The sequence below is a fragment of the Mesorhizobium captivum genome (genome assembly GCF_033977165.1).
Classification (GTDB): Bacteria; Pseudomonadota; Alphaproteobacteria; order Rhizobiales; family Rhizobiaceae; genus Mesorhizobium; species Mesorhizobium captivum.
In genome coordinates, this window is sequence record NZ_JAVIJB010000034.1 from 50900 (window position 1) to 71366 (window position 20467).

At 65.1% G+C, this 20467-nt stretch carries 21 protein-coding genes; 12 read left to right on the forward strand and 9 right to left on the reverse strand.

Annotation, left to right across the window (positions count from 1 at the left end):
* Window positions 1-78 precede the first annotated feature (78 nt).
* Window positions 79-1182, forward strand: a complete 1104-nt coding sequence (locus RFM40_RS24795) for a saccharopine dehydrogenase family protein (protein ID WP_320278451.1) — start codon at window positions 79-81, stop codon at window positions 1180-1182.
* Between the two features lie 107 nt (window positions 1183-1289).
* On the opposite strand, the gene RFM40_RS24800 is transcribed toward RFM40_RS24795, so the two are convergent.
* The gene (locus tag RFM40_RS24800; RefSeq protein ID WP_320223988.1) at window positions 1290-1496 is read right to left on the reverse strand and encodes a DUF1737 domain-containing protein; all 207 of its coding nucleotides are present in this window, start codon (window positions 1494-1496) and stop codon (window positions 1290-1292) included.
* A 30-nt stretch (window positions 1497-1526) separates the two neighbouring features.
* Complete coding sequence (locus RFM40_RS24805; protein WP_320278452.1) at window positions 1527-2402, reverse strand: HpcH/HpaI aldolase/citrate lyase family protein; 876 nt, start codon at window positions 2400-2402, stop codon at window positions 1527-1529.
* 528 nt (window positions 2403-2930) lie between these two features.
* Here RFM40_RS24805 and RFM40_RS24810 point away from each other — a divergent pair.
* The 4 genes from RFM40_RS24810 (at window position 2931) to RFM40_RS24825 (ending at window position 7983) form a co-directional block, all read left to right on the forward strand.
* On the forward strand, window positions 2931-4466 hold the full coding sequence (locus tag RFM40_RS24810; protein WP_320278453.1) for a DUF4153 domain-containing protein: 1536 nt from the start codon (window positions 2931-2933) through the stop codon (window positions 4464-4466).
* A 3-nt stretch (window positions 4467-4469) separates the two neighbouring features.
* Window positions 4470-5165: a response regulator transcription factor gene (locus tag RFM40_RS24815; RefSeq protein WP_320228415.1), complete on the forward strand. Its 696-nt coding sequence runs from the start codon at window positions 4470-4472 to the stop codon at window positions 5163-5165.
* Window positions 5166-5224: 59 nt separating this feature from the next.
* A complete protein-coding gene (locus RFM40_RS24820; protein WP_430691725.1) occupies window positions 5225-6721 on the forward strand; it encodes an ATP-binding protein in 1497 nt (498 codons plus the stop codon).
* A 95-nt stretch (window positions 6722-6816) separates the two neighbouring features.
* Window positions 6817-7983, forward strand: a complete 1167-nt coding sequence (locus tag RFM40_RS24825) for an NAD(P)/FAD-dependent oxidoreductase (RefSeq protein ID WP_320228413.1) — start codon at window positions 6817-6819, stop codon at window positions 7981-7983.
* Between the two features lie 222 nt (window positions 7984-8205).
* Here the strand turns inward: RFM40_RS24825 and RFM40_RS24830 are convergent, their stop codons facing one another.
* The 4 genes from RFM40_RS24830 to RFM40_RS24845 all read right to left on the reverse strand — a co-directional run bounded on the left by RFM40_RS24830 (window position 8206) and on the right by RFM40_RS24845 (window position 10008).
* A complete protein-coding gene (locus RFM40_RS24830; protein WP_320228412.1) occupies window positions 8206-8697 on the reverse strand; it encodes an SRPBCC family protein in 492 nt (163 codons plus the stop codon).
* Window positions 8698-8739: 42 nt separating this feature from the next.
* The gene (locus RFM40_RS24835; RefSeq protein ID WP_320228411.1) at window positions 8740-9189 is read right to left on the reverse strand and encodes an SRPBCC family protein; all 450 of its coding nucleotides are present in this window, start codon (window positions 9187-9189) and stop codon (window positions 8740-8742) included.
* Complete coding sequence (locus tag RFM40_RS24840; protein ID WP_320228410.1) at window positions 9186-9506, reverse strand: ArsR/SmtB family transcription factor; 321 nt, start codon at window positions 9504-9506, stop codon at window positions 9186-9188. The genes RFM40_RS24835 and RFM40_RS24840 overlap by 4 nt, the downstream gene beginning before the upstream one ends.
* Window positions 9507-9582: 76 nt before the next feature.
* Window positions 9583-10008, reverse strand: coding sequence for a GNAT family N-acetyltransferase (locus RFM40_RS24845; RefSeq protein ID WP_320278455.1), 426 nt, complete (start codon window positions 10006-10008; stop codon window positions 9583-9585).
* 160 nt (window positions 10009-10168) lie between these two features.
* On the opposite strand from RFM40_RS24845, the gene leuD reads away from it, so the two are divergent.
* The 6 genes from leuD to RFM40_RS24875 all read left to right on the forward strand — a co-directional run bounded on the left by leuD (window position 10169) and on the right by RFM40_RS24875 (window position 14785).
* Window positions 10169-10774 carry a 3-isopropylmalate dehydratase small subunit gene (gene leuD / locus RFM40_RS24850; RefSeq protein WP_292118005.1) on the forward strand — a complete coding sequence of 202 codons (606 nt, stop codon included), beginning with the start codon at window positions 10169-10171 and terminating at the stop codon, window positions 10772-10774.
* A gap of 65 nt (window positions 10775-10839) precedes the next feature.
* Window positions 10840-11772 (forward strand): Ivy family c-type lysozyme inhibitor, encoded by a 933-nt coding sequence (locus tag RFM40_RS24855; RefSeq protein ID WP_320278456.1) that lies wholly within the window; start codon window positions 10840-10842, stop codon window positions 11770-11772.
* Between the two features lie 330 nt (window positions 11773-12102).
* Window positions 12103-12486 (forward strand): RidA family protein, encoded by a 384-nt coding sequence (locus RFM40_RS24860; protein ID WP_320278457.1) that lies wholly within the window; start codon window positions 12103-12105, stop codon window positions 12484-12486.
* A gap of 13 nt (window positions 12487-12499) precedes the next feature.
* Entirely contained in the window at window positions 12500-12850 is a 351-nt protein-coding gene (locus RFM40_RS24865; RefSeq protein ID WP_320278458.1) for a VOC family protein, read from the forward strand.
* Between the two features lie 340 nt (window positions 12851-13190).
* The gene (gene leuB, locus RFM40_RS24870) at window positions 13191-14294 is read left to right on the forward strand and encodes a 3-isopropylmalate dehydrogenase (RefSeq protein WP_320228405.1); all 1104 of its coding nucleotides are present in this window, start codon (window positions 13191-13193) and stop codon (window positions 14292-14294) included.
* A 5-nt stretch (window positions 14295-14299) separates the two neighbouring features.
* The gene (locus RFM40_RS24875; protein ID WP_320228404.1) at window positions 14300-14785 is read left to right on the forward strand and encodes a GNAT family N-acetyltransferase; all 486 of its coding nucleotides are present in this window, start codon (window positions 14300-14302) and stop codon (window positions 14783-14785) included.
* Here the strand turns inward: RFM40_RS24875 and RFM40_RS24880 are convergent.
* The 3 genes from RFM40_RS24880 to RFM40_RS24890 form a co-directional block, all read right to left on the reverse strand.
* A complete protein-coding gene (locus tag RFM40_RS24880; RefSeq protein ID WP_320228403.1) occupies window positions 14775-15431 on the reverse strand; it encodes a DUF805 domain-containing protein in 657 nt (218 codons plus the stop codon). The two genes, RFM40_RS24875 and RFM40_RS24880, sit on opposite strands and share 11 nt — an antisense overlap.
* Window positions 15432-15504: 73 nt before the next feature.
* Window positions 15505-16212, reverse strand: a complete 708-nt coding sequence (locus RFM40_RS24885) for a DUF805 domain-containing protein (RefSeq protein WP_320273161.1) — start codon at window positions 16210-16212, stop codon at window positions 15505-15507.
* A gap of 375 nt (window positions 16213-16587) precedes the next feature.
* Entirely contained in the window at window positions 16588-18474 is a 1887-nt protein-coding gene (locus RFM40_RS24890; RefSeq protein WP_320278459.1) for a DEAD/DEAH box helicase, read from the reverse strand.
* 459 nt (window positions 18475-18933) lie between these two features.
* Here RFM40_RS24890 and RFM40_RS24895 point away from each other — a divergent pair, with 459 nt between their 5' ends.
* Entirely contained in the window at window positions 18934-19968 is a 1035-nt protein-coding gene (locus RFM40_RS24895; protein ID WP_320228400.1) for an aspartate-semialdehyde dehydrogenase, read from the forward strand.
* Window positions 19969-20467 lie beyond the last annotated feature (499 nt).

Below are 20467 nucleotides of genomic sequence, written 5' to 3' on the forward strand. Positions count from 1 at the left end.
TTTGCCAGATTCCACACTTCCTTTCGACAGGCAAGCTGCGATGATTTCAGTCAACTCGAATTGGCAGGGGTATTGACCATGAAGAACATCGTCGTCGTCGGCGCCGGCAAGATCGGCTCGACCATCGCCGAAATGCTTAGCGCCACGGGCGACTATCGCGTCACGCTCGTCGACCGCTCGGCAGCCCAACTCGCCGCGGCCGAATTGCCGGCCGGCGTCGAGACGCAGGAGCTGGACATCGTAGCGCCGGGCGCGCTGGAAGCAGCCCTGGCCGGCAAGTTCGCGGTGCTGAGCGCTGCCCCTTTCCACCTCACCACGCGCATCGCCGAGGCGGCCGCCGCCACCGGCGTCCACTATCTCGACCTCACCGAGGATGTCGTCTCGACCCGCCGGGTGAAGGAGCTGGCCCGCGAGGCCAGGAGCGCCTTCATCCCGCAATGCGGCCTGGCGCCGGGCTTCATCTCGATCGTCGCCAACGATCTCGCCAGCCGTTTCGACACGCTGGAGAGCGTGCGCATGCGTGTCGGCGCGCTGCCGCAATATCCGTCCAACGCGCTGAACTACAACCTGACTTGGAGTACCGACGGCGTCATCAACGAATATTGCGAGCCCTGCGAGGCGATCGTCGAGGGCGAGCTGATCGAGGTGCCGCCGCTGGAGGAGCGCGAGGAATTCTCGCTCGACGGCGTCACCTATGAGGCCTTCAACACGTCGGGCGGGCTCGGCACTTTGGCCGAGACGCTGAAAGGCAAGGTGCGCACGCTGAACTATCGCACCATCCGCTATCCCGGCCACGCCGCGATCATGAAGGCGCTGCTCAACGACCTTGGGCTCCGCCACCGCCGCGACGCGCTGAAGGACATTTTCGAGAGTGCGCTGCCGGCGACGCTGCAGGACGTCGTCATCGTCTTCGTCACCGTTTCGGGCCGCAAGAACGGCCGCCTGCTGCAGGAGACCTACGCCAACAAGATCTATTCCAAGCGGATCGGCAATCTGGTGCGCAGCGCCATCCAGATCACCACCGCCTCCGGCATCTGCGCCGTGCTCGACATGCTGGCCGACGGCAGCCTGCCGGCCAAGGGCTTCATCAAGCAGGAAGACATCGCGCTCGACGCTTTCCTCGCCAACCGCTTCGGCCGCGCCTACGCGCAGCACGAGATGGCAAGCCGGCTGGCGAGCTGAGCTCGGAGGCGATAAGCGCCGCCCCTTGTCTGGCGTGGCGATATCGAAGCGTTTGAGGGCCAGCGCGGATTGGGCCGGAACGGCCGGCGGTCCGCGCCAGTTCTTTCCTACCAATCGCTGAGCTTGGTGTCGGGTCCGTAGTCCTGGCCCTCGATATCCCTCACCACGGCCTGGCCGCAGCGCATCGACTTGGTCGTCTTGTCATAGGCATAGGTCGGCGAGCCGAACAGGTGCCAGCCCTTGTTCAGGGCCGCGGTCACCTTGTGGCAGAAAGTGGAATCGTCCGGACCCGACAGAAAGCGGTAAAGTTTCATTTTTCGACCCTGTGGTGAAATATCCGCGCATCATGCGCCGATGATTGCGGCCTTCGCCAGCAGTTTCTCGGCTTCCGCCAGATGCAGCCGCTCGACCATGCGGCCGTCGAGCGCGATGACGCTCTTGCCGGCATTTTCGGGTTGCGAGAATGCGTCCTGGATCGCGCGCGCCCTGGCCAGCGCCTCGGGCGACGGCGTAAAGGCGCGGTTCGCTGGCTCGATCTGCGCAGGGTGGATCAGCGACTTGCCGTCGAATCCCATGGCGGCCGCCTCGGCGCATTCACGGGCAACGCCGTCGACGTCGCGGAAATCATTGGCGACTCCGTCGATCACGTCGAGGCCGCCGGCGCGGGCGGCAAGCACCAGCTGCAGCAGCCATGGCATGAGGTAGCGCCGGTCGGTCGAGATGCCCGTCGCTTTCACCAAATCGTTCGTTCCGGCAACGAAACAAGCAAGGCGCGAAGCCGGATCGCGGCCAAGCTCGGCGATGGCGCCGATGTTGAGCAGGGCCTTGGGCGTCTCGATCATCGCCCATAGCTTAACCGTATCCGGCGCGAAATTGTCGTCAAGCAGGTCGCCGGCCTCGAGAATGTCGCGCGGCGTACCGATCTTGGGGAGGAGAATGCCGTCGGGCTCGGCCTTGGCGACGGCCAACAGGTCGTCGATACCCCATTCGCTGGCGAGCGGATTGATGCGCACCACTATCTCGCAGCGCCGCTCTGGGCGCGCTGCCAGGATGCCCGTCAGTTTCTCGCGTGCGGAAACCTTGTCGGCGGGGGCGACGCCATCCTCGAGGTCGAGGATAACGGCGTCGCAGGCAAGCGAGGCGATCTTGGCGAGCGCCTTGTCGTTCGAAGCGGGAATGTAGAGCACCGAGCGGCGCGGGCGGTAGGTGTCGACGGTCATGGCCGATCTATGCCGGGTGAGTTTTGGTGAGGCAAGTGCGGATAACCTGGGGGCAGTACAATCGCATATGGCAGCGCCAGCCCCCGCTCCGTCTCGGCGCTGCGCGCCGAGCCACCTCTCCCCCATTTCATGGGGGCGAGGAAGCGCCAAACGTCAAGGGCGCGGCCTTCGCAAGCCTGGGTTCCTCGCCCCGCCCGAGGCGGGGGAGAGGTGGCTCGGCGAAGCCGAGACGGAGAGGGGGAGCGCCATATGCGATTATCCTGTCTCGAGGGGAGATTGTCCTGCACGAAAACTGCAAATCATTGCGGAAAACCTCCTCCAATCCGCCCCGAGTGTTTCGCGCCCATTGGCGAAACAGGTGGACATGCGAACACATTACGAATCCCGCTGGTCCCTGCCCCCACGCCTCCGCAACGACGGCTGGTGGCTCGTCGAGCCGCAGAGGCCGCGCCCCACGGCAATCGTGCTGACCTTTATCCCGAAAGCCCGGCATGCTGTCCGAACGGCCAGGCTGAGCGGGAGCCGGGCATGACAGCGATATCGCTTACACCGAGCTATTGCCGCCGCGTCGGCGCCGGCATCCTGCTGGTGGCGCTGGCGGATTTCCCTTTTTACGGCCAGCCGGCCGGCATCACCGTCTTCCTGTTCGGCATGGTGCTATCCGGCGCGGTCGTCGCCATGCATCCCGCCGCCCTGAGCGACGGTCGCGTCTGGCTCAGGCCTCTCGCCCTTTTCGCAGCGCTGCTGCCGCTCGTCGAAAATGTCAGCCCGCTGTCGGTCCTGGTCGCGATCGCGGCACTGGCGGTGTTCGCGCTGTCGCTGGCCGGCCGGCTGCGCATGGGGCTTGCCCGCATCGCAGGCCAGCTTTGCCTGTTCCTGCTTGCGGCACCCTTCCGGTTCGCTCGCGACTTCTTGCGCTGGCGCAAGGTCGCGCGCCGGCTCGGGCGGCGGCGCATCCGGCTCGCGGCAATCGCGGTCTGGGCCATGTCGTTGACCTTCGGGGCCGTCTTTCTCGCTCTGTTCGGCGCCGCCAATCCGATCATCGAACACTGGCTGTCGCTGATCGATCTCTACGCGCTGCTCGAACGCATCGAGGTCGAGCGGCTGATCTTCTGGCTGCTCGCGCTGGCCGGCGTCTGGGCCTTCTTGAGGCCGCGCCTGCCGCGCTTCGTATCGCGCATCAGGCAGGCCATGCCTGCGGCGCCAGTAGCTCGATCGAAAAGCACCACGGCCGAGGAGATCATCTTCGGCAAGGCGGCGATCCTGCGCGCGCTGGTCGTCTTCAATGCGCTGTTCGCCGTGCAGACCGCGCTCGACGCCACCTATCTCTGGGGCGGCGCAGCACTCCCGGACGGGCTGACCTACGCCGCCTATGCGCATCGCGGCGCCTATCCGCTGATCGTCACCGCGCTGCTCGCCGCCGGCTTCGTGCTGGCGGCGCTGCGGCCCGGCAGCGAAACGTCGAGCGATCCGCTCATTCGCCGGCTGGTCTATCTCTGGGTGGCGCAGAACATCGTGCTGGTGATCTCGTCGATGCTGAGGCTCGACCTTTATGTCGGCGTCTATGCGCTCACCTACCTGCGCATCGCCGCCTTCATCTGGATGGGGCTGGTGACGGCGGGGCTGGCGCTCATCATCGCCCGCATCGCGCTGACAAAATCCAGCGAATGGCTGCTCTCCGCCAATCTTCTGACGTTATCGGCGACGCTTTATGCCTGCTCATACATCAACTTCGCCGCGCTGATCGCCAACTACAATGTCGACCATTCCCTCGAAATGACCGGACAGGGCGTTCCTCTCGACGGCTGGTATCTTCGCGATCTCGGCCCCGGCGCTTTCCCGGCGCTCGACCGCTTCCTCGCGCAGCTGGGCAGCACGGCCGCTTCCGGCCATCCGCTCTTGCACGACTTCCCCGACCTGCGCCGACAGGATGAAATCCACTGGCGCGCCGAGCAGAAAAACTGGCGAGCCTGGAGTTTTCGCGACTGGCGGCTCGCCCGCTATCTCGACAAGAGAGGCCCGCTCGTGGTTCCTCAGCCTACCGAACCCATGCCGGACCGCTGATCGATGCCGCACAACATCCTCGTCGCCGATGACGACCCGCATATCCGCGAGATCATCTGCTTCGCGCTGGAAAAGGCCGGCATGAAGGCGCTAGGCGTGGCCGACGGCGCCGCCGCCCTGCAGGCGGTCGAGCGCCGCGCGCCCGATCTCATCGTGCTCGATATCGGCATGCCGGAGATGGACGGGCTGGAGGTCTGCCGCAGGTTGCGCCAGCGCTCCGACGTGCCGGTGCTGTTCCTGTCGGCGCGGGATGAAGAAATCGACCGCATCCTGGGCCTGGAAATGGGCGGCGACGACTATGTGACAAAACCGTTCAGCCCGCGCGAGCTGGTCGCCCGCGTCAACGTCATCCTGCGGCGCGCCCGCCCGGCGGCGGTGGAGGAAGCGGATGGCCGGCAGTTCGCGCATGGCAAGCTCACGCTTGTTCCGGCCAGCCACGCCGCCTGCTTCGACGGCCAGCCGCTCATCTTGACGGCGATCGAGTTCGCGATCCTCAAAGGCTTTCTCGCCCGCCCGCAGCACGTGCTTGGCCGCGACGCGGTGAAGGCCAATGCCTATCAATCGAATATCCATGTCTCCGAGCGCACCGTCGACAGCCATATCCGCAACATCCGCGCCAAGCTGGCGGCGGTCGGCTGCCTGGATGCGATCGCGACCGTGCATGGCGTCGGCTTCCGGCTCGGCCGATGCGGTGGTTGAGCAAGGAAAGATGGCGGCCCAGGCTTGCCACCGTCGTCGTCGCCATCCTGATCGTGGTGATGGCGCTGCCGCTGGTCGGGCTGTTCTTCTTCCGGCTCTATGAGAACCAGCTGATCCGCCAGACCGAGGGCGAGCTCATCGCACAGGGCGCGGTCGTCGCCGCCATCTATGCCGACGCGGTGCGCGCCGCCGGCATGCCGCCTGAAAAGCTCGGCGCGCAAATGCCTGCCGTGCGTGACAATACCAATTATCCCTACGAGCCGATCGAGCCGCGCCTCGACCTTGCCTCCGACGATGTCATGCCGACGCGCCCGGCTGGTCTTCCCGCGACCGCCGATCCGGCTCTCGCCGCGATCGGCGCGCGGCTCGACGGCATCCTCGACGAGACGCAGAAGACGACGCTTGCCGGCTTCCGCCTGCTCGACCCACATGGCGTCGTCATTGCCGGCGGCGATGAGCTGGGCTTATCGCTCGGCCAAGTCGAGGAGGTTCGGCAGGCGCTTGCCGGCTCTTATGCAAGCGAACTCCGTCTCAGGATCCCCGACCAGCCGCCGCCGCCCCTCTATTCGGTGAGCCGCGGCACCAAGGTGCGCGTCTTCGTCGCCATGCCGGTCGATCTCGATGGCAAGGTCGCCGGAGTGGTGTACCTGTCGCGAACGCCGAACAACATCGTCAAGCACCTCTATGGCGAGCGCGGGAAGGTCACGCTCGCGGCGCTCGCCATGCTCGGCGGCACGCTGCTGATCGCGCTGGTGTTCATCCGCACCGTCAGCCGGCCAATCTATGCGCTGATCGAGCGGACAAAACGCATCGCCGCGGGGGATCGCGATGCGATCAAGCCGCTCGACCATCACGGCACGCGCGAGATGGCGGCGCTGTCGGCCACTTTCCTCGACATGGCCGCCAAGTTGCAGGCGCGCTCCGACAGCATCCAAACCTTCGCCACCCATGTCTCGCACGAGCTGAAATCGCCGCTGACGGCGATCCAGGGCGCGGCCGAGCTGCTCAGGGATTCCGGCGGGACGATGGACGAGGCCGAGCGGCGGCGCTTTTCCAACAACATCGTCACCGATGCCGGGCGACTCAATCTCCTGGTGCGCCGCCTGCTCGAGCTGGCGCGCGCGGAAAACATGGCGCCGAGCGGCGAAAGCACGACGCTCAACGCGGCGCTGGCCCTGCTGCCGGTCGACACCAGGCTGGAAGCTCGCATCGAGGCCGGCGGCGAGATCGGCCTCGGCATCTCCGGCGAGAATCTCGCAATCGTGCTCGCCAACCTCATCGACAATTCGGCCAGGCACGGCGCGAAGCAGGTCGCGATCGGCGCCGAAAGCGCAGGCGAAGGAGTGGCGGTCCATATCGGCGACGACGGCGACGGCATCTCGCCCAGCAACCGCGCAAAAGTGTTCGAGCCGTTCTTCACCACAAGGCGCGAGGCCGGCGGCACCGGCATGGGCCTCGGCATCGTGCTGGCCCTCCTGAAAGCGCATGATGGCACGATCAGCATAGTTGACTCCGCACGCGGCACGCGCTTCGAGATCAATTTGCCGGGAGTGTGAGTCCGAGCATGATCTTGTCCGAAAACCGGTTCCCACTTTTCGCGGACGCGGACCTTCGGTTCGGGATCATGCTCTAAGCTGGAGAGCCGAAAAGAGTGCGCTACGACATCGTCATCATCGGCGGGGCCATCGTCGGTTCCTCCGTCGCCTATTATTTGCGCGAGGAAGGGTTCTCGGGCTCGATCGCGCTGATCGAACGCGATCCGCAATTTTCCCACGCCGCGACGACGCTGTCCCTGGCCTCGATCCGCCAGCAATTCTCGATTCCAGAAAACATCCGCCTGTCGCAATTCACGCTGAAACTGTTCCGGCGGCTGAAGGAAACCTTTGGCGCGGACGCCGATATCGGCTTCCGCGAGGGCGGCTATCTCATCCTCGCCGGCGAGGCCGGGCTGCCGATCCTCAAGGCCAACCACCAGGCGCAGATCGCCGAGGGCGCAGACATCGTGCTCGAGGACGCCGAGCAGCTGACGCGCCGCTTCCCGTGGCTGTCGGCCGAGGGCATTTCCGCCGGCGCCTTTGGCCGCACCGGCGAAGGCTGGTTCGACGCGCATGCGATGCTGACGCTGTTCCGCAAGGCGCTGCGCGATAAGAATATCGACCTCATCACCGCTTCGGTCACCGGCATTTCGCGCAACGGCAACCGCGTCACCGGCGTGAGCCTCGACAATGGCGACACACTTGAGGCCGGCATTATCGTCAACGCCGCCGGGCCGAACGCCGGCAAGGTCGCGGCTTTCGCCGGGATCGAGCTGCCGGTCGAGCCGCGCAAGCGCAATGTCTTCGTCTTCGAGGCGCGCGAGAAATATGCCGACATGCCGCTGCTGGTCGATCCCTCCGGCATCTATGTGCGGCCCGAAGGCTCGGTCTACCTCACCGGCGGCGCCGAGCCGGAGGAAGGCGATAGCGCACCCGACCCAAAGGATTTCGAGGTGAACTGGCCGCTGTTCGAGGAGGTGATCTGGCCGGTGCTCGCCACCCGCATCCCCGCCTTCGAGGCGATCAAGCCGACGCGCGCCTGGGTCGGGCACTACGACTACAACACGCTCGACCAGAACGCGGTGATCGGCCCGCATCCCGAGGTCGAAAACTTCCTCTTCGCCAACGGTTTTTCCGGCCACGGCCTGCAGCAGGCGCCGGCGGTCGGCAAGGCGCTCTCGGAGCTCATCGTGCATGGCGGGTACAGGACGATCGATTGCTCGGCGTTCGGGTATGGGCGCGTGGCCGAGGGGCGGGCGTTCCGGGAGCTGAATGTGATTTGAGGGTAGGGTGACGAGAAGTCACTCCAGCGCTGGCGGGACAGCGCCCCCCTCTGTCCTGCCGGACATCTCCCCCTCAAGGGGGGAGATCAGATGTCACTGCGGCTTTCGCCAATCTCCAGCGTTGTAAAAATGGCGCCTTCGGCGAAGCTGCCAATCTCCCCCCTTGAGGGGGAGATGCCCAGCAGGGCAGAGGGGGGCGCGAAGGATCGCGGCGTTTCTTGCTTAAGCCGCCTGCCTTCCCGCGCCGAAATACCCCTGCAACCATCCAAGCACCCGCGCCCACCCCTCCGCATGCTCGGCCGCCGCGTCCGGGAAGCCGGCGAAGCCGCCATGGCAGATGGTGAGCCGCGTGCCGGCGGCGATCGGGTCCAGCAGATAGGCGACCGTCGTTTCGTGACGCCCCAGTGTCGGGTGATCCCAGTCGTACCGCCGAGTCTGGACGATCCGGCGCGGCGTCTCGATTTCAACAAAGGCGCCGCCGGCGGGCAGGCGTCTGCCGTCTGCCGTTCTGACAGTGACTGCCCAGCGACCGCCTACGCGAAGATCGGCGATCCAGCCGGTCATCCGGTAGGTATCGGCAGAGCCCCACCAGCGCTCGACCCCATTCGTGACGAGCGCGGCAAAGACTTGCTCCGCCGGGGCGAGGATTTCGGCCGAGGCCATGACCGTCTCGCCATTCGCCATGGCCTGCGGCGAGGAATGTCCGAGCATCATTTCCGCCTCCACGCGAGATTGTTTCGGTATCGAAACGAAGCGTCAGAGCTTTGACGGCGGGCGCTCGAAACCCTTGCCGGTCTCGAGCAGGCTCTTGAGGCTCGCCAGCACCAGCGGCCAGCCCTTGGCAACATTCTCGATCAGCCTGTGCGGCCCGTCGGCTTCGTGGGTGACGGCGAGCTTCATCAGCTCGCCATCCTGCTCGATGGTGAAGGTGCAGCGCGTGTAGCCATCCTCCTTCACCTCGGGCAGCCATTCGTTGCGCCATTTGATGACCAGGCGTTTTGGCGGGTCGATCTCGAGGATCTCGCCCGAGTCGGCAACACGGCCGTCGGGAAAGATCAGCTTCCAGCTCGACCCAACCTTCCAGTCGCTCTCCTGGTAGGAGCAGAGAAAGAACTGCCGGTTGAATTCCGGATCGGTCAGCGCCGTCCAAAGCTTTTCCGGCGTGGTGCGGATATAGGTGACGTAGACGAAACTGTTGTCGCTCACGGCTCTTCCCTTTCAAGTCGTTTCTTCAGGTTGCTCAATGCATCCAGCCGATGGCGCTCGAACTTGCCGATCCAGCGCTCGGCGATCTCGTTGATCGGAACGGGGTTGAGGTAGTGCTCCTTCTCGCGCCCGTTGCGAACGGTGGTGACGAGGTTCGCCTCCTCCAGGATCGCCAGGTGCTTGGTCACCGCCTGGCGCGTCATGTCCACCCGTTCGCAGAGCGCGTTCAGCGTCTGCCCGTTCCTGGCATAGAGGCTGTCCAGCAATTGCCGGCGGGTCGGGTCGGCCAAGGCGCGAAAGACGGCATCCATGCTCATGGCTTTAATATGCAACCATTTGGTTGCATGTCAAGCATTGCGACGGAACCAGGCAATCACTTGCCGGTGAATGGCGTCAGCGCTTGCGGGAGAACCAGAAAGCGTCGGTCATGCGTTTCATGCCGATGCGCTCATAGAAGCCGACGGCGTCGGGCACCGAGATCAGGCTGATGCCGACCGAGGGCCCGAGCTGGCGGCGCGCCTCGTCCATCAGGCCCTTGCCGATGCCGAGCCCTTGCGCCGAGACCGACACGGCAAGCTCGGAAATGTAGCAGACCCAGGAAAAGTCGGTGACGCCGCGGGCGACGCCGACGATCGGCTTGCCTTCGACGTCGAGGCGCGCCGTCAGCACCAGATTGGCATTTCCCAGCATAGCCTTCAGCCGGGCCTCGTCATCGACCGGCCGCGTTTCGCCAAGGCCGGATTCCACCAGCACGCGGCGGAATTCGGCGAGGTCGAGCGTGGGCTCGCTTGCGTAAAAAACCTTCGAAATCGGTGTCATGCCGCCAAGGTGCACGAAAGACCCGCGTTTTGAAAGCAGGCGATGCCGATCTCGTGTCCGATGGCCTAAACTCAACTGCCAACAGTTGCCTTTCATTTGCCCGCCGCTTTGTGTAAAGCGTGCGCCAGCAATTCCCGCAGAACCGAGACGGGCAAGGACCATGGACAAATTCACCAAGCTCACCGGCGTCGCCGCGCCCATGCCGATCGTCAACGTCGACACCGACATGATCATCCCGAAGGATTATCTGAAGACGATCAAGCGCACCGGGCTTGGCACCGGCCTGTTCGCCGAGATGCGCTACAAGGACGACGGTTCGGAGAACCCGGATTTCGTGCTCAACAAGCCGGCCTATCGCAAGGCGCAGATCCTGGTCGCCGGCGACAATTTCGGCTGCGGCTCGAGCCGCGAGCATGCGCCCTGGGCGCTGCTCGATTTCGGCATCCGCTGCGTGATCTCGACCTCGTTCGCCGACATTTTCTACAACAACTGCTTCAAGAACGGCATCCTGCCGATCACAGTCAGCCCGGAAGACCTGGACAAGCTGATGGACGACGCCTCGCGCGGCTCCAACGCGACGCTGTCGGTCGATCTCGAGGCGAAGGAAATCCGCGGCCCGGACGGCGGCGTGGTCAAGTTCGACCTCGACGACTTCAAGCGCCACTGCCTCTTGAACGGCCTCGACGACATCGGCCTGACCATGGAGAAGGCCGGCGCCATCGCGTCCTTCGAGAAGAAGAACGCCGAACTGCGCCCCTGGGCCTGAGCGGTCTGAATTCATAGCCCGGCCCTCGCAGGCCGGGTTCGCGGCGGCTGAATGGAGGGACAGTCATGACACGCTCGCTTCTGGCCGGCGCCTGCGCCTCGGCGGCAATCCTTCTGGCTATGGCCGGCGCAAGCGCGCAGACGCAAACGCCCGCCACCCAGCAGACGCCCTCCGACCAGGGAGCGACCGTTCAGGGATCGGGCAGCGACGACGCTGCCGCGCCGGACGATGACAGCCAGGCGCCGATCCCGTTCGAGGGCGGCCAGCTTACCATCACGCAGCCGGAACAGGACGGCGAGAAGGTGCTGTCCTATGACGGCAAGGAGCTCGCCAGCAACTACGACGTCTTTTTCGACAGGATCGTCAAGATCGGCGACGTCAACGTGGCGCTGGTCGACGTCGGCGACGGCGGCAACCAGTGCGGGCCGGCCAAGGTCATCGTCTGGAAGCCGAAGGACGGCGAGATCCAGACCACCACGGTCGAGCAGGACGAATGCGGCGCGCCGCCGGCCGCGGTTTCCGACGCCGCCATCTATTTCGTGCCCTACCTCCTGCCGGGCGATTCCAAGCCGGCGCTGCAATGGTCGCCGACCACCGGGCTGACGATCTCGGGCGAGCTTACCTACGCGCCGGAACCCGGCACCGACTGGAAGGACGTCGATCCGTCGAAATACGACAATATCATCGACGCCTTCCACAACGAGGCCGTCTACCAGGCGGCCGAGGCGCTGCTCGGCAAGGACATGCCGGATGTGGCGACCAGCCTGCTGGTCGGCGGCGGCACCGAGAAGACGGCCTCAGGCGCCTTCTATGCCAGCGGCTGCGTGCCGCATGACTGCGGCGGCAATGACGGCTTCATGGCGGTCGACCCTGTGAAGCACAAGGTCTATTTCGCCCGCCGCGGCGACAATCCCGAGCCGGATGCCTGGCCCGACGTGAAGAGCTGGCCGGCGGATATCAAGAAGGCGCTGGACGAGGCGCAGGGGTCGGGGAATTAGGGTTTCGGCGCGGCCCTCGCGGCTTCGTCATCCACGGGCGGAGCGACGCGCAGCGAAGCGCAGACCCGAGGATCCATTCCGTGACGGTTGCCGTAGGGCGCAACGATGCAGAATTTTGCACCGCGGGCGGCGCTTCGGCGTAACGGCATGGATTCCAGGGTCTGCGCGCGTCGCTTCGCTCCTTGCTCCGCCCTGGAATGACGATGGGAGGGAGGCTGCGGCCATTCTCCAAGGCTTACGCCGGCCATCCTGACAATAGTCCGACCGGCTTGGCCCACGACCAGACCGGTCTTCCCCTGCTAGACGGGTGCAAACATCGCGAGGCCCCCCATGCGCAAGCTGATCTCCACCGGCTCCCCCTTCGAAAAGACCGCCGGCTATTCGCGCGCGGTGGTGCAGGGCGACTGGTGTTTCGTGTCGGGAACGACCGGCTACGACTATGCCACCATGACGATGCCGGACACGGTCGAGGCGCAGACGCGCAACTGCCTCGCGACAATAGCCAAGGCTTTGGCCGACGGCGGCTTCGACATGGCCGATGTGGTGCGGGCGCATTATTATATCACCGACCAGGCCTATGTTGATGTGGTCTTCCCGATCCTCGGCGAGACGTTCGGCGAGATCAGGCCGGCCGCGACGATGATCGTCTGCCAGCTCAACAAGCCGGAAATGAAGATCGAGATCGAGGTGACGGCGCTCAGGCGCACGGCATGAAAGGACCAAAGCCATGAAGGTCCGGCGCATCGTAGCCAATATCGCCACACAGGATATCGCGGCGGCGAAACGCTTCTATCAGGACGTCCTCGGCCTCGATCTGCTCATGGATATGGGCTGGATCGCCACTTACGGCTCGCACGAGACAATGAGCGTTCAGATCAGCTTCATGGCCCAAGGCGGTTCTGGCACGCCGGTGCCGGACCTGTCGATCGAGGTCGACGACGTCGATGAGGCGCTCGACCGCATGCGCAACGCAGGCTTCGCCATCGAATACGGCCCGGCCGACGAGCCCTGGAGCGTGCGCCGCTTCTATGTGCGCGACCCGTTCGGGCGGCTGGTGAACATCCTGTCGCACCGGTGAGGGTTTCTCGCGATCTGTTCTGAGGATCGCGACGCTATTCCAGCTTGGTTTCCTCGCCCTCACGAAGTGGGGGGAGAGGTGGCTCGGCGAAGCCGAGACGGAGCGGGGGCAGCGCCTTACGAAGGCCCCCTCTCCGTCCGCTTCGCGGACACCTCTCCCCCGCCTCCGGCGGGGGCGAGGAACCAGTGCCACGCCTGACGGGCGTCGCAATGCCCCGTCATCCCCTTGCGCCGCAAGCGCTTGGCGTTTAGCAAGACGCCGGCCGCACAGCGCCGCGCGCCTCTTCGGCGCGCAAAGGATGCTGTGCAAACAGAAACTCATTCTTTCCGGACGGTTCTCCATGGCTTCGAAAAATCTCTTCCTGCTCGCCGGCGACGGCATCGGCCCCGAGGCCATGGCCGAGGTGAAGAAGCTGATTGCCGCCATGAACGACAAGCTCGGCAGCGGCTTTGCCACCGACGAGGGGCTGGTCGGCGGCTGCGCTTATGACGCGCATGGCGCGGCGATCTCCGATGCCGATATGGAAAAGGCGATGGCGGCTGATGCGGTGCTGTTCGGCGCGGTCGGCGGGCCGAAGTGGGACAAGGTGCCTTACGAGGTGCGCCCCGAGGCCGGACTGCTGCGGCTGCGCAAGGACATGGAGCTGTTCGCCAATCTCAGGCCCGCGATCTGCTATCCGGCTTTGGCCGCGTCGTCATCGCTCAAGCAGGAGGTGGTCGAGGGCCTCGACATATTGATCGTGCGCGAGCTTACCGGCGGCGTCTATTTCGGCGAGCCGAAAGAGATCATCGATCTCGGCAACGGCCAGAAGCGAGGCATCGATACGCAGGTCTACGACACGTTCGAGATCGAGCGCATCTCGGGCGTCGCCTTCGAGCTCGCGCGGACGCGCCGCAACCATGTGACTTCCATGGAAAAGCGCAACGTCATGAAGTCGGGCGTGCTGTGGAACGAGGTGGTCAGCCAGACGCACAAGGCCAAATTCAGCGACGTCAAGCTCGACCACATGCTGGCCGATGCCGGCGGCATGCAGCTGGTGCGCTGGCCGAAGCAGTTCGACGTCATCGTCACCGACAATCTGTTCGGCGACATGCTGTCAGACGTGGCGGCGATGCTGACCGGCTCGCTCGGCATGCTGCCTTCGGCCTCGCTCGGCGCGCCGGACGTCAAGACCAAGAAGCGCAAGGCGCTCTATGAGCCGGTGCACGGCTCGGCGCCCGACATCGCCGGCAAGGGCATCGCCAACCCGATCGCGATGATCGCGTCCTTCGCCATGTGCCTGCGCTATTCCTTCGGCATGGTGGCCGAAGCCGACAAGCTCGAAGCGGCAATCGCCGCCGTGCTAGACGACGGCCTGCGCACCAAGGATATTTTCTCGGCGGGCATGAAGGAAGTCGGCACCACTGAGATGGGCGACGCCATTATCGCCAAGTTCCTGGGCTAGCTCAAATGGCGGTCGACGTCCGCTGGGCGACGACCGAAGACGCCGAGGCGCTCGCCACCGTGCTTTGCGAGATGGCGGCGCACTATCGGCAGGCGCTGCTCGATCACGGCCGCGCGACGGACGTGGCACGGCAGTGGCTCCACGACGAAAGCCCGGCCTATCCGCATTTCGCGCTGGCCTTTGCGGGTAGCGAGGTGGCCGGCCTGGCTTCGGTCGCGATCGCGCATCCCGGCATCGATCTCGAACGGCTGATGTTCCTGAAGGACCTGTTCGTGCGCGGCAGCGCCCGCAACAAAGGCGTTGGCCGAGCGCTGATCGGCTTTCTCGCCAATCATTGCGTCGCCAAGGGCATCGGCCGCATCGATCTGACGGCCGAGGACTGGAACGAGGGCGCGCTACGCTTCTACGGCCGGCTTGGCGCCGAGCGCCACGGTCAGAAGGTCTTCCTCAGGCTGTCCGGCGAGGCGCTGAGGACGGCCGCTAAACCGTGACTCCGGCCGGCATCGGCCCCCACCGGTTCTCCCCGAATTGAGAGGGAAGAAGCCCGAAGACGAGAAAGGCCACGGCCCCAAAAGCCGGAGTGTAGCAAAGCAGGACAAGCCAGCCGGTCAGACCGATGTCGTGCAGACGCCGTACGACCACTGCGATCGACGGCAGGATTGCTACCAGCACGAAAAGCAGGGCAGGAATGTGCCCGATCGAAGTCGTTGGACCGTCATCGAAACCGCTTATCGCCAGGTTGAGCAGAATGCCGAAACCGAACAGAGCGCCGAACAAGACATAGAACCAGAGAAAGAACGCCCAGAACTCCTTGCGGCTGGCCCGGCCGGTGAAATTTCGGTAGTCGTCGCCCACAGCTCGCAGGAAATAGGCCCAGAGTCCCATGGACTTGGAGGAACGGTTTTCGGTGGCGCGGCTATGCTGCTGCGGACTGCCATTTGGCGAAGGTGCGGGTGACCTCACGACCACGATGTCGTGCGCTGTGCCGTCGTCCGGCGTGAACTCGACCAGCATGCCTCTGGCGAGAGGCATATCCTTGATCAGATCGCCGCGGCTGAAGATATAGCGCTTGCCGTCAACGCCGTTGATGTACCCGTAATCGTGATCCTCATCGTAGTGAAATACTGCACCGCGCATTGCATTCCCCCTCTGCGTAGCACCACGAAAGCTATCTAAGGTTGCAGAAAATTGCAATGCGCACGTTTAGCGCTTAGAACCTCACTCCAACTGGCACCGGTCCCCATTTGTTGTCGCCGGCCTGGGTCGGGATCAGCGCGAAGACCAGGGTGGCGAGGCCGCCGACATAGGGCAGGAAGCAGAGGATGGCGAGCCAGCCGGTCAGGCCGAGATCGTGCAGGCGTCGCACGATGAGCGCGATCCAGGGCAGGATCGTGAGCAGGACGTAAAGACCGAAAAGGCCGAACATGACGATCGGTTCGTCGCCGCCGCCCCCGACATCGCTGCGCGACAAGTCGACGGACAGCCCGACACCGATGGCGACAACAAGGCCGATCGTCCAGAACAGGCAAAAGCCCCAGAACTCCTTGCGCCTGGCGCGGCCGGAGAAGTTGACGTAGTTCGTCGTCAGGCCGCGCCAGAAATAGCTCCACAGGCCGGTGGATTCCGCCGTCCCGTTCTCGGCGTTGCGGCCGAAATGCGCCGGCGCCGCAGGCGCGCTGCCGGCTAACGGAGCGGTCGCGGCTGGAGCGGCACCTTCCGCGCGTCCGGTCATGCGGGCGCGGACCGAAAAGACATTTCCGGCACGCTCGCCGTTTGGCTGGAACTCGACCTCGGCTCCCCTCGCCAGCGCCATCTCGCGGGGCAGGTCCTCGCGCGCGAAACTGTAGCGCTTGCCGTCGGCGCCGGCGATGAAGCCGAAGCCCTGCTCCTGGTCGTAGTGAAGAACTTCGCCGCGCATTGCCATGTCCCCCGTTGCCGCGCACGCCCAGACTGTTCAAAGTCGCGGCGAACCGCAAGGGGCATACACAGCAGCGTAACCTGGCGAGCACCACGCCTTCGTCATTCTATGGCGGAGCAAGGAGCGAAGCGACGCAGCGCAGACCATAGAATCCATTCCGTGACCTATGCGCGTTGCAGCGGTCCAGAACGGCCCCTGTTCTGCGTCGTCTCTATTCTTCGCGCGAGGTCACGGAATGGATCCTCGGGTCTACGCGTCCGCTTCGCTCCCGCTCCGCCCGTGGATGACGAAGGTCGGACGCTTCGGCCAATCTCGAAGGTTGCGATTTGCTACCAAAGGAGAATGCAGGCGTTCGCCGCGGCCCGGCTTCCAACCCTATGCCGGCCGCTTCTTTTGCTTCTTGCGTTTTGCCGGTTGGTCGGATTTCACCCTGTCAAACTTTGGCTTGTCGAACTTTGACTTGCCGAATTTCGATTTGCCGGGTTTCTTCGCCCAGGGTTTTGACTCCGGCGTCCCGGCAGGCAGCCGCTCGCTCGGCGCCCGCTTCTCGAACCCGGGGCCGCCCTGATCGAAAGCGCGCTTGCCGCGATGCGGCTTCTTCTCCGGTTTCGGCGGCTGATAACCGGCCCGCGACAAATCCGGCGTGCCGTCCAGCCGCTTCACGGCGATGCTGTCCTGCAGCCTGCGGTCGGGGCCGATCGCGGCGAGGAAGCGGTCGGCCCAGTCGGCGGCGACCTGCACGAAGGTTTCTTCGGGCTGCATCTTGATGGCGCCGATCTCGCGCTTGCTGATGCCCCCCGTGCGGCACAGCATCGGGATCAGCCAGCGCGGCTCGGCATTCTGCCGGCGTCCCACCGACAGCGAGAACCAGACGCTGTCGCCGAAATCATCGCGGCGAGAGGGCGTCTCGTCGCGGCGCGCAGACTTCTCGCCCGACGGTGCGAACGGTGCCACGTCGAGAAGATCCTCCGGCGCTGAGCGGCTGGAACGGCAGAGCCGCACGAAGGCGGCGGCCACCTGCTCGGCGCCATGCTTCTCCAGCAGTGTGGCGATGAAGCCGCGCTCCTCCTCGCGCACAGGCTCCTCGAAGGCGGGGTCGGCGAGGATGCGCTCGTCGTCCCGGCGCAGCACGTCGTCGGCCGAAGGCGGACTCGCCCAGGTCGCCGTCAGCTTCGCGCTTTGCAGCAGCCTTTCGGTGCGCCGGCGGGCATTGCCCGGCACGATCAGCGCGCTCACCCCTTTTCGTCCCGCGCGGCCCGTCCGTCCGCTCCGATGCAGCAGCGTCTCCGGGTTGGTCGGCAGGTCGGCATGGACCACCAGTTCGAGATTGGGCAGGTCGATGCCGCGCGCGGCGACGTCCGTTGCGATGCAGACCTTGGCGCGGCCGTCGCGCATCGCCTGCAGCGCGTGGCTGCGTTCGTTCTGGCTGAGCTCGCCGGAAAGCGCCACGACCGAAAAATTGCGGTTGTTGAAGCGCGCGGTGAGATGATTGACGGCGGCGCGCGTGTTGCAGAACACCAGCGCGTTCTTCGCTTCGTAGTAGCGCAGCACATTGATGATGGCGTTCTCGCGATCGGCCTGGGCGACGTTCAGCGCCCGGTATTCGATGTCGAGATGCTGTTTCTCCTCGCCGGCGGCCGAGATGCGCACGGCATCGCGCTGGTAGCTTTTGGCCAGCGTGGCGATAGAGCGCGGCACGGTCGCCGAAAACATCAGCGTGCGTCGCTCGGCCGGCGCGGCGTCGAGGATGAATTCGAGATCCTCGCGAAAGCCGAGATCGAGCATCTCGTCGGCCTCGTCGAGCACCACGGCCTTGAGCGCCGACATGTCGAGCGCGTTTCGCGTGATGTGGTCGCGCAGCCGTCCAGGCGTGCCGACAACGATATGGGCGCCGCGTTCCAGCGCCCGGCGCTCGCCGCGCATATCCATGCCGCCGACGCAGGATGCCACGGTGGCGCCGGTGAGCTCGTAGAGCCACTCCAGCTCGCGCTTGACCTGCAGCGCCAGCTCGCGCGTCGGCGTCACGGCCAGCGCCAGGGGTGCCGCGGCAGCGGCAAAGCGCTCCGCGCCGCCAAGCAGGGTCGGCGCCATGGCGAGGCCGAAGGCGACGGTCTTGCCGGAACCGGTCTGCGCCGAAACCAGCGCGTCGGCCTGCCCGAGCTCGGGCGCCAGAACCGCCTTCTGGACGGCGGTCAGCTCGACATAGCCGCGATTTTGCAGCGCCTCTGCAAGCGCAGGCACGATGGTTTCGAAACTGGACATTTTCTTCTTTCGGAATTCGGGATTCTGTGCTCGTCATGGAGCACAAGGCCGGCCCTTGCACCAGCCAAAGGATATTTGGGCGTTCGTACTTCTTGCGGCCGCCGTTGTACAGCGCAAGCGGCACCGCCTGTCCTTCTCCCACAAGGGGAGAAGGGGGAGCCCACCAATTGACTCTTTTACCAAAGCGCGTAAAAGCCGGCACCGAACGGGATCGTCTTCGATGCGCGGCCTTCTGATGGCTCTTCTTGCATTCGATGCCCCCAGCCACGATGCAGAACATCGGGCCGGGCGCGTTGGCGCGTCTGTCCGTTCCAGCAAAACCATGGCCAAAACCACCACCAAAACGGTGTGATTCCCTTGGCCTAACCACCCTCTCCCGGGTTCGGCCCGGGGGACGGAACCCGCATGTGGCCGGCGGGTTTTCTCCAACAACCAAGCGGAGAGGGACAGGAGATTTCGATGAGTTTCAAGGTTGCGGTAGTCGGCGCCACGGGCAATGTGGGCCGCGAGATGCTCAACATTCTGGACGAGCGCGGCTTCCCGGCGAGCGAGGTGGTGGCGCTGGCCTCACGGCGCAGCCAAGGCACCGAGGTGTCCTTCGGCGACCGCACGCTGAAGGTCAAGGCGCTCGACACCTACGACTTTTCCGACACCGACATCTGCGTCATGTCGGCCGGCGGCAATGTCTCCAAGGAATGGTCGCCCAAGATCGGCAAGCAGGGCTGCGTCGTCATCGATAATTCCTCGGCCTTCCGCTACGACCCCGACGTGCCGCTGATCGTGCCTGAGGTCAATCCAGACGCCATCGAACAATTCTCGCGCAAGAACATCATCGCCAACCCGAACTGCTCGACGGCGCAGCTCGTTGTGGCGCTGAAGCCGCTGCATGACGTCGCCACCATCAAGCGCGTCGTCGTCGCCACCTACCAGTCGGTTTCCGGCGCCGGCAAGGAAGGCATGGACGAACTCTTTGCCCAGACCCGCGCTGTCTTCGTCGCCGACCAGGTCGACGTCAAGAAGTTCACCAAGCGCATCGCCTTCAACGTCATTCCGCATATCGACGTCTTCCTCGACGACGGCTTCACCAAGGAAGAGTGGAAGATGGTCGCCGAGACCAAGAAGATGCTCGACCCCAAGATCAAGCTGACGGCGACCTGCGTGCGCGTGCCGGTGTTCATCGGCCATTCGGAAGCGGTCAACATCGAGTTCGAGAAGCCGATCACCGCCGACGAGGCGCGTGAGATCCTGCGCGAGGCGCCCGGCTGCCAGGTCTTGGACAAGCGCGAGAACGGCGGCTACATCACACCGCTGGAATCGGCCGGCGAGGACGCCACCTTCATCTCGCGCATCCGTGAGGACTCGACCGTCGACAACGGCCTGTCGATGTGGGTCGTCTCCGACAATCTGCGCAAGGGCGCAGCGCTGAACGCCGTCCAGATTGCCGAGCTGCTGGTCGAGCGGGGCCTGATCCAGCCGAAGAAGAAGGCGGCTTAATCTCGCTCACGGGCCGTATCGCCGCTGCCGTGGCTGGCCCTCCGCGGGGGCGCCGGACGACCGGCGGCCCGCAGTCGCGGGCTCGGCCTTCGGCCGATTTGGTTTTCGCTCACCGGCCGTATCGCCGCTGCCGCGGCTGGCCCTCCGCGGGGGCGCCGGACGACCGGCGGCCCGCGGTCGCGGGCTCGGCCTTCGGCCGATTTGGTTTTCGCTCACGGGCCGTATCGCCGCTGCCGCGGCTGGCCCTCCGCGGGGGCGCCGGACGGCCGGCGGCCCGCGGTCGCGGGCTCGGCCTTCGGCCGATGGCGCCTGTCCCTTCTCCCCTTGTGGGAGAAGGTGGATCGGCGCGCAGCGCCGAGACGGTTGAGGGGTGTTGGAAGAAATGAGGCGTCGGCGTTCCCTGGAACACCCCTCATCCGGCCGCTGCGCGGCCACCTTCTCCCACAAGGGTGTTTGGACCGGGGACATCGCGAACAGGTGTGCGAGGACATCGCGAACA

What these genes read in the sequence shown, in the direction of transcription:
- RFM40_RS24795 (WP_320278451.1), top strand. Translation starts at nt 79, where the DNA reads ATGAAGAACATCGTCGTCGTCGGCGCCGGCAAGATCGGCTCGACCATC.
- RFM40_RS24800 (WP_320223988.1), bottom strand. Translation starts at nt 1,496, where the DNA reads ATGAAACTTTACCGCTTTCTGTCGGGTCCGGACGATTCCACTTTCTGC.
- RFM40_RS24805 (WP_320278452.1), bottom strand. Translation starts at nt 2,402, where the DNA reads ATGACCGTCGACACCTACCGCCCGCGCCGCTCGGTGCTCTACATTCCC.
- RFM40_RS24810 (WP_320278453.1), top strand. Translation starts at nt 2,931, where the DNA reads ATGACAGCGATATCGCTTACACCGAGCTATTGCCGCCGCGTCGGCGCC.
- RFM40_RS24815 (WP_320228415.1), top strand. Translation starts at nt 4,470, where the DNA reads ATGCCGCACAACATCCTCGTCGCCGATGACGACCCGCATATCCGCGAG.
- RFM40_RS24820 (WP_430691725.1), top strand. Translation starts at nt 5,225, where the DNA reads ATGGCGCTGCCGCTGGTCGGGCTGTTCTTCTTCCGGCTCTATGAGAAC.
- RFM40_RS24830 (WP_320228412.1), bottom strand. Translation starts at nt 8,697, where the DNA reads ATGATGCTCGGACATTCCTCGCCGCAGGCCATGGCGAATGGCGAGACG.
- RFM40_RS24840 (WP_320228410.1), bottom strand. Translation starts at nt 9,506, where the DNA reads ATGAGCATGGATGCCGTCTTTCGCGCCTTGGCCGACCCGACCCGCCGG.
- RFM40_RS24845 (WP_320278455.1), bottom strand. Translation starts at nt 10,008, where the DNA reads ATGACACCGATTTCGAAGGTTTTTTACGCAAGCGAGCCCACGCTCGAC.
- leuD (WP_292118005.1), top strand. Translation starts at nt 10,169, where the DNA reads ATGGACAAATTCACCAAGCTCACCGGCGTCGCCGCGCCCATGCCGATC.
- RFM40_RS24855 (WP_320278456.1), top strand. Translation starts at nt 10,840, where the DNA reads ATGACACGCTCGCTTCTGGCCGGCGCCTGCGCCTCGGCGGCAATCCTT.
- RFM40_RS24860 (WP_320278457.1), top strand. Translation starts at nt 12,103, where the DNA reads ATGCGCAAGCTGATCTCCACCGGCTCCCCCTTCGAAAAGACCGCCGGC.
- RFM40_RS24865 (WP_320278458.1), top strand. Translation starts at nt 12,500, where the DNA reads ATGAAGGTCCGGCGCATCGTAGCCAATATCGCCACACAGGATATCGCG.
- leuB (WP_320228405.1), top strand. Translation starts at nt 13,191, where the DNA reads ATGGCTTCGAAAAATCTCTTCCTGCTCGCCGGCGACGGCATCGGCCCC.
- RFM40_RS24875 (WP_320228404.1), top strand. Translation starts at nt 14,300, where the DNA reads ATGGCGGTCGACGTCCGCTGGGCGACGACCGAAGACGCCGAGGCGCTC.
- RFM40_RS24880 (WP_320228403.1), bottom strand. Translation starts at nt 15,431, where the DNA reads ATGCGCGGTGCAGTATTTCACTACGATGAGGATCACGATTACGGGTAC.
- RFM40_RS24885 (WP_320273161.1), bottom strand. Translation starts at nt 16,212, where the DNA reads ATGCGCGGCGAAGTTCTTCACTACGACCAGGAGCAGGGCTTCGGCTTC.
- RFM40_RS24890 (WP_320278459.1), bottom strand. Translation starts at nt 18,474, where the DNA reads ATGTCCAGTTTCGAAACCATCGTGCCTGCGCTTGCAGAGGCGCTGCAA.
- RFM40_RS24895 (WP_320228400.1), top strand. Translation starts at nt 18,934, where the DNA reads ATGAGTTTCAAGGTTGCGGTAGTCGGCGCCACGGGCAATGTGGGCCGC.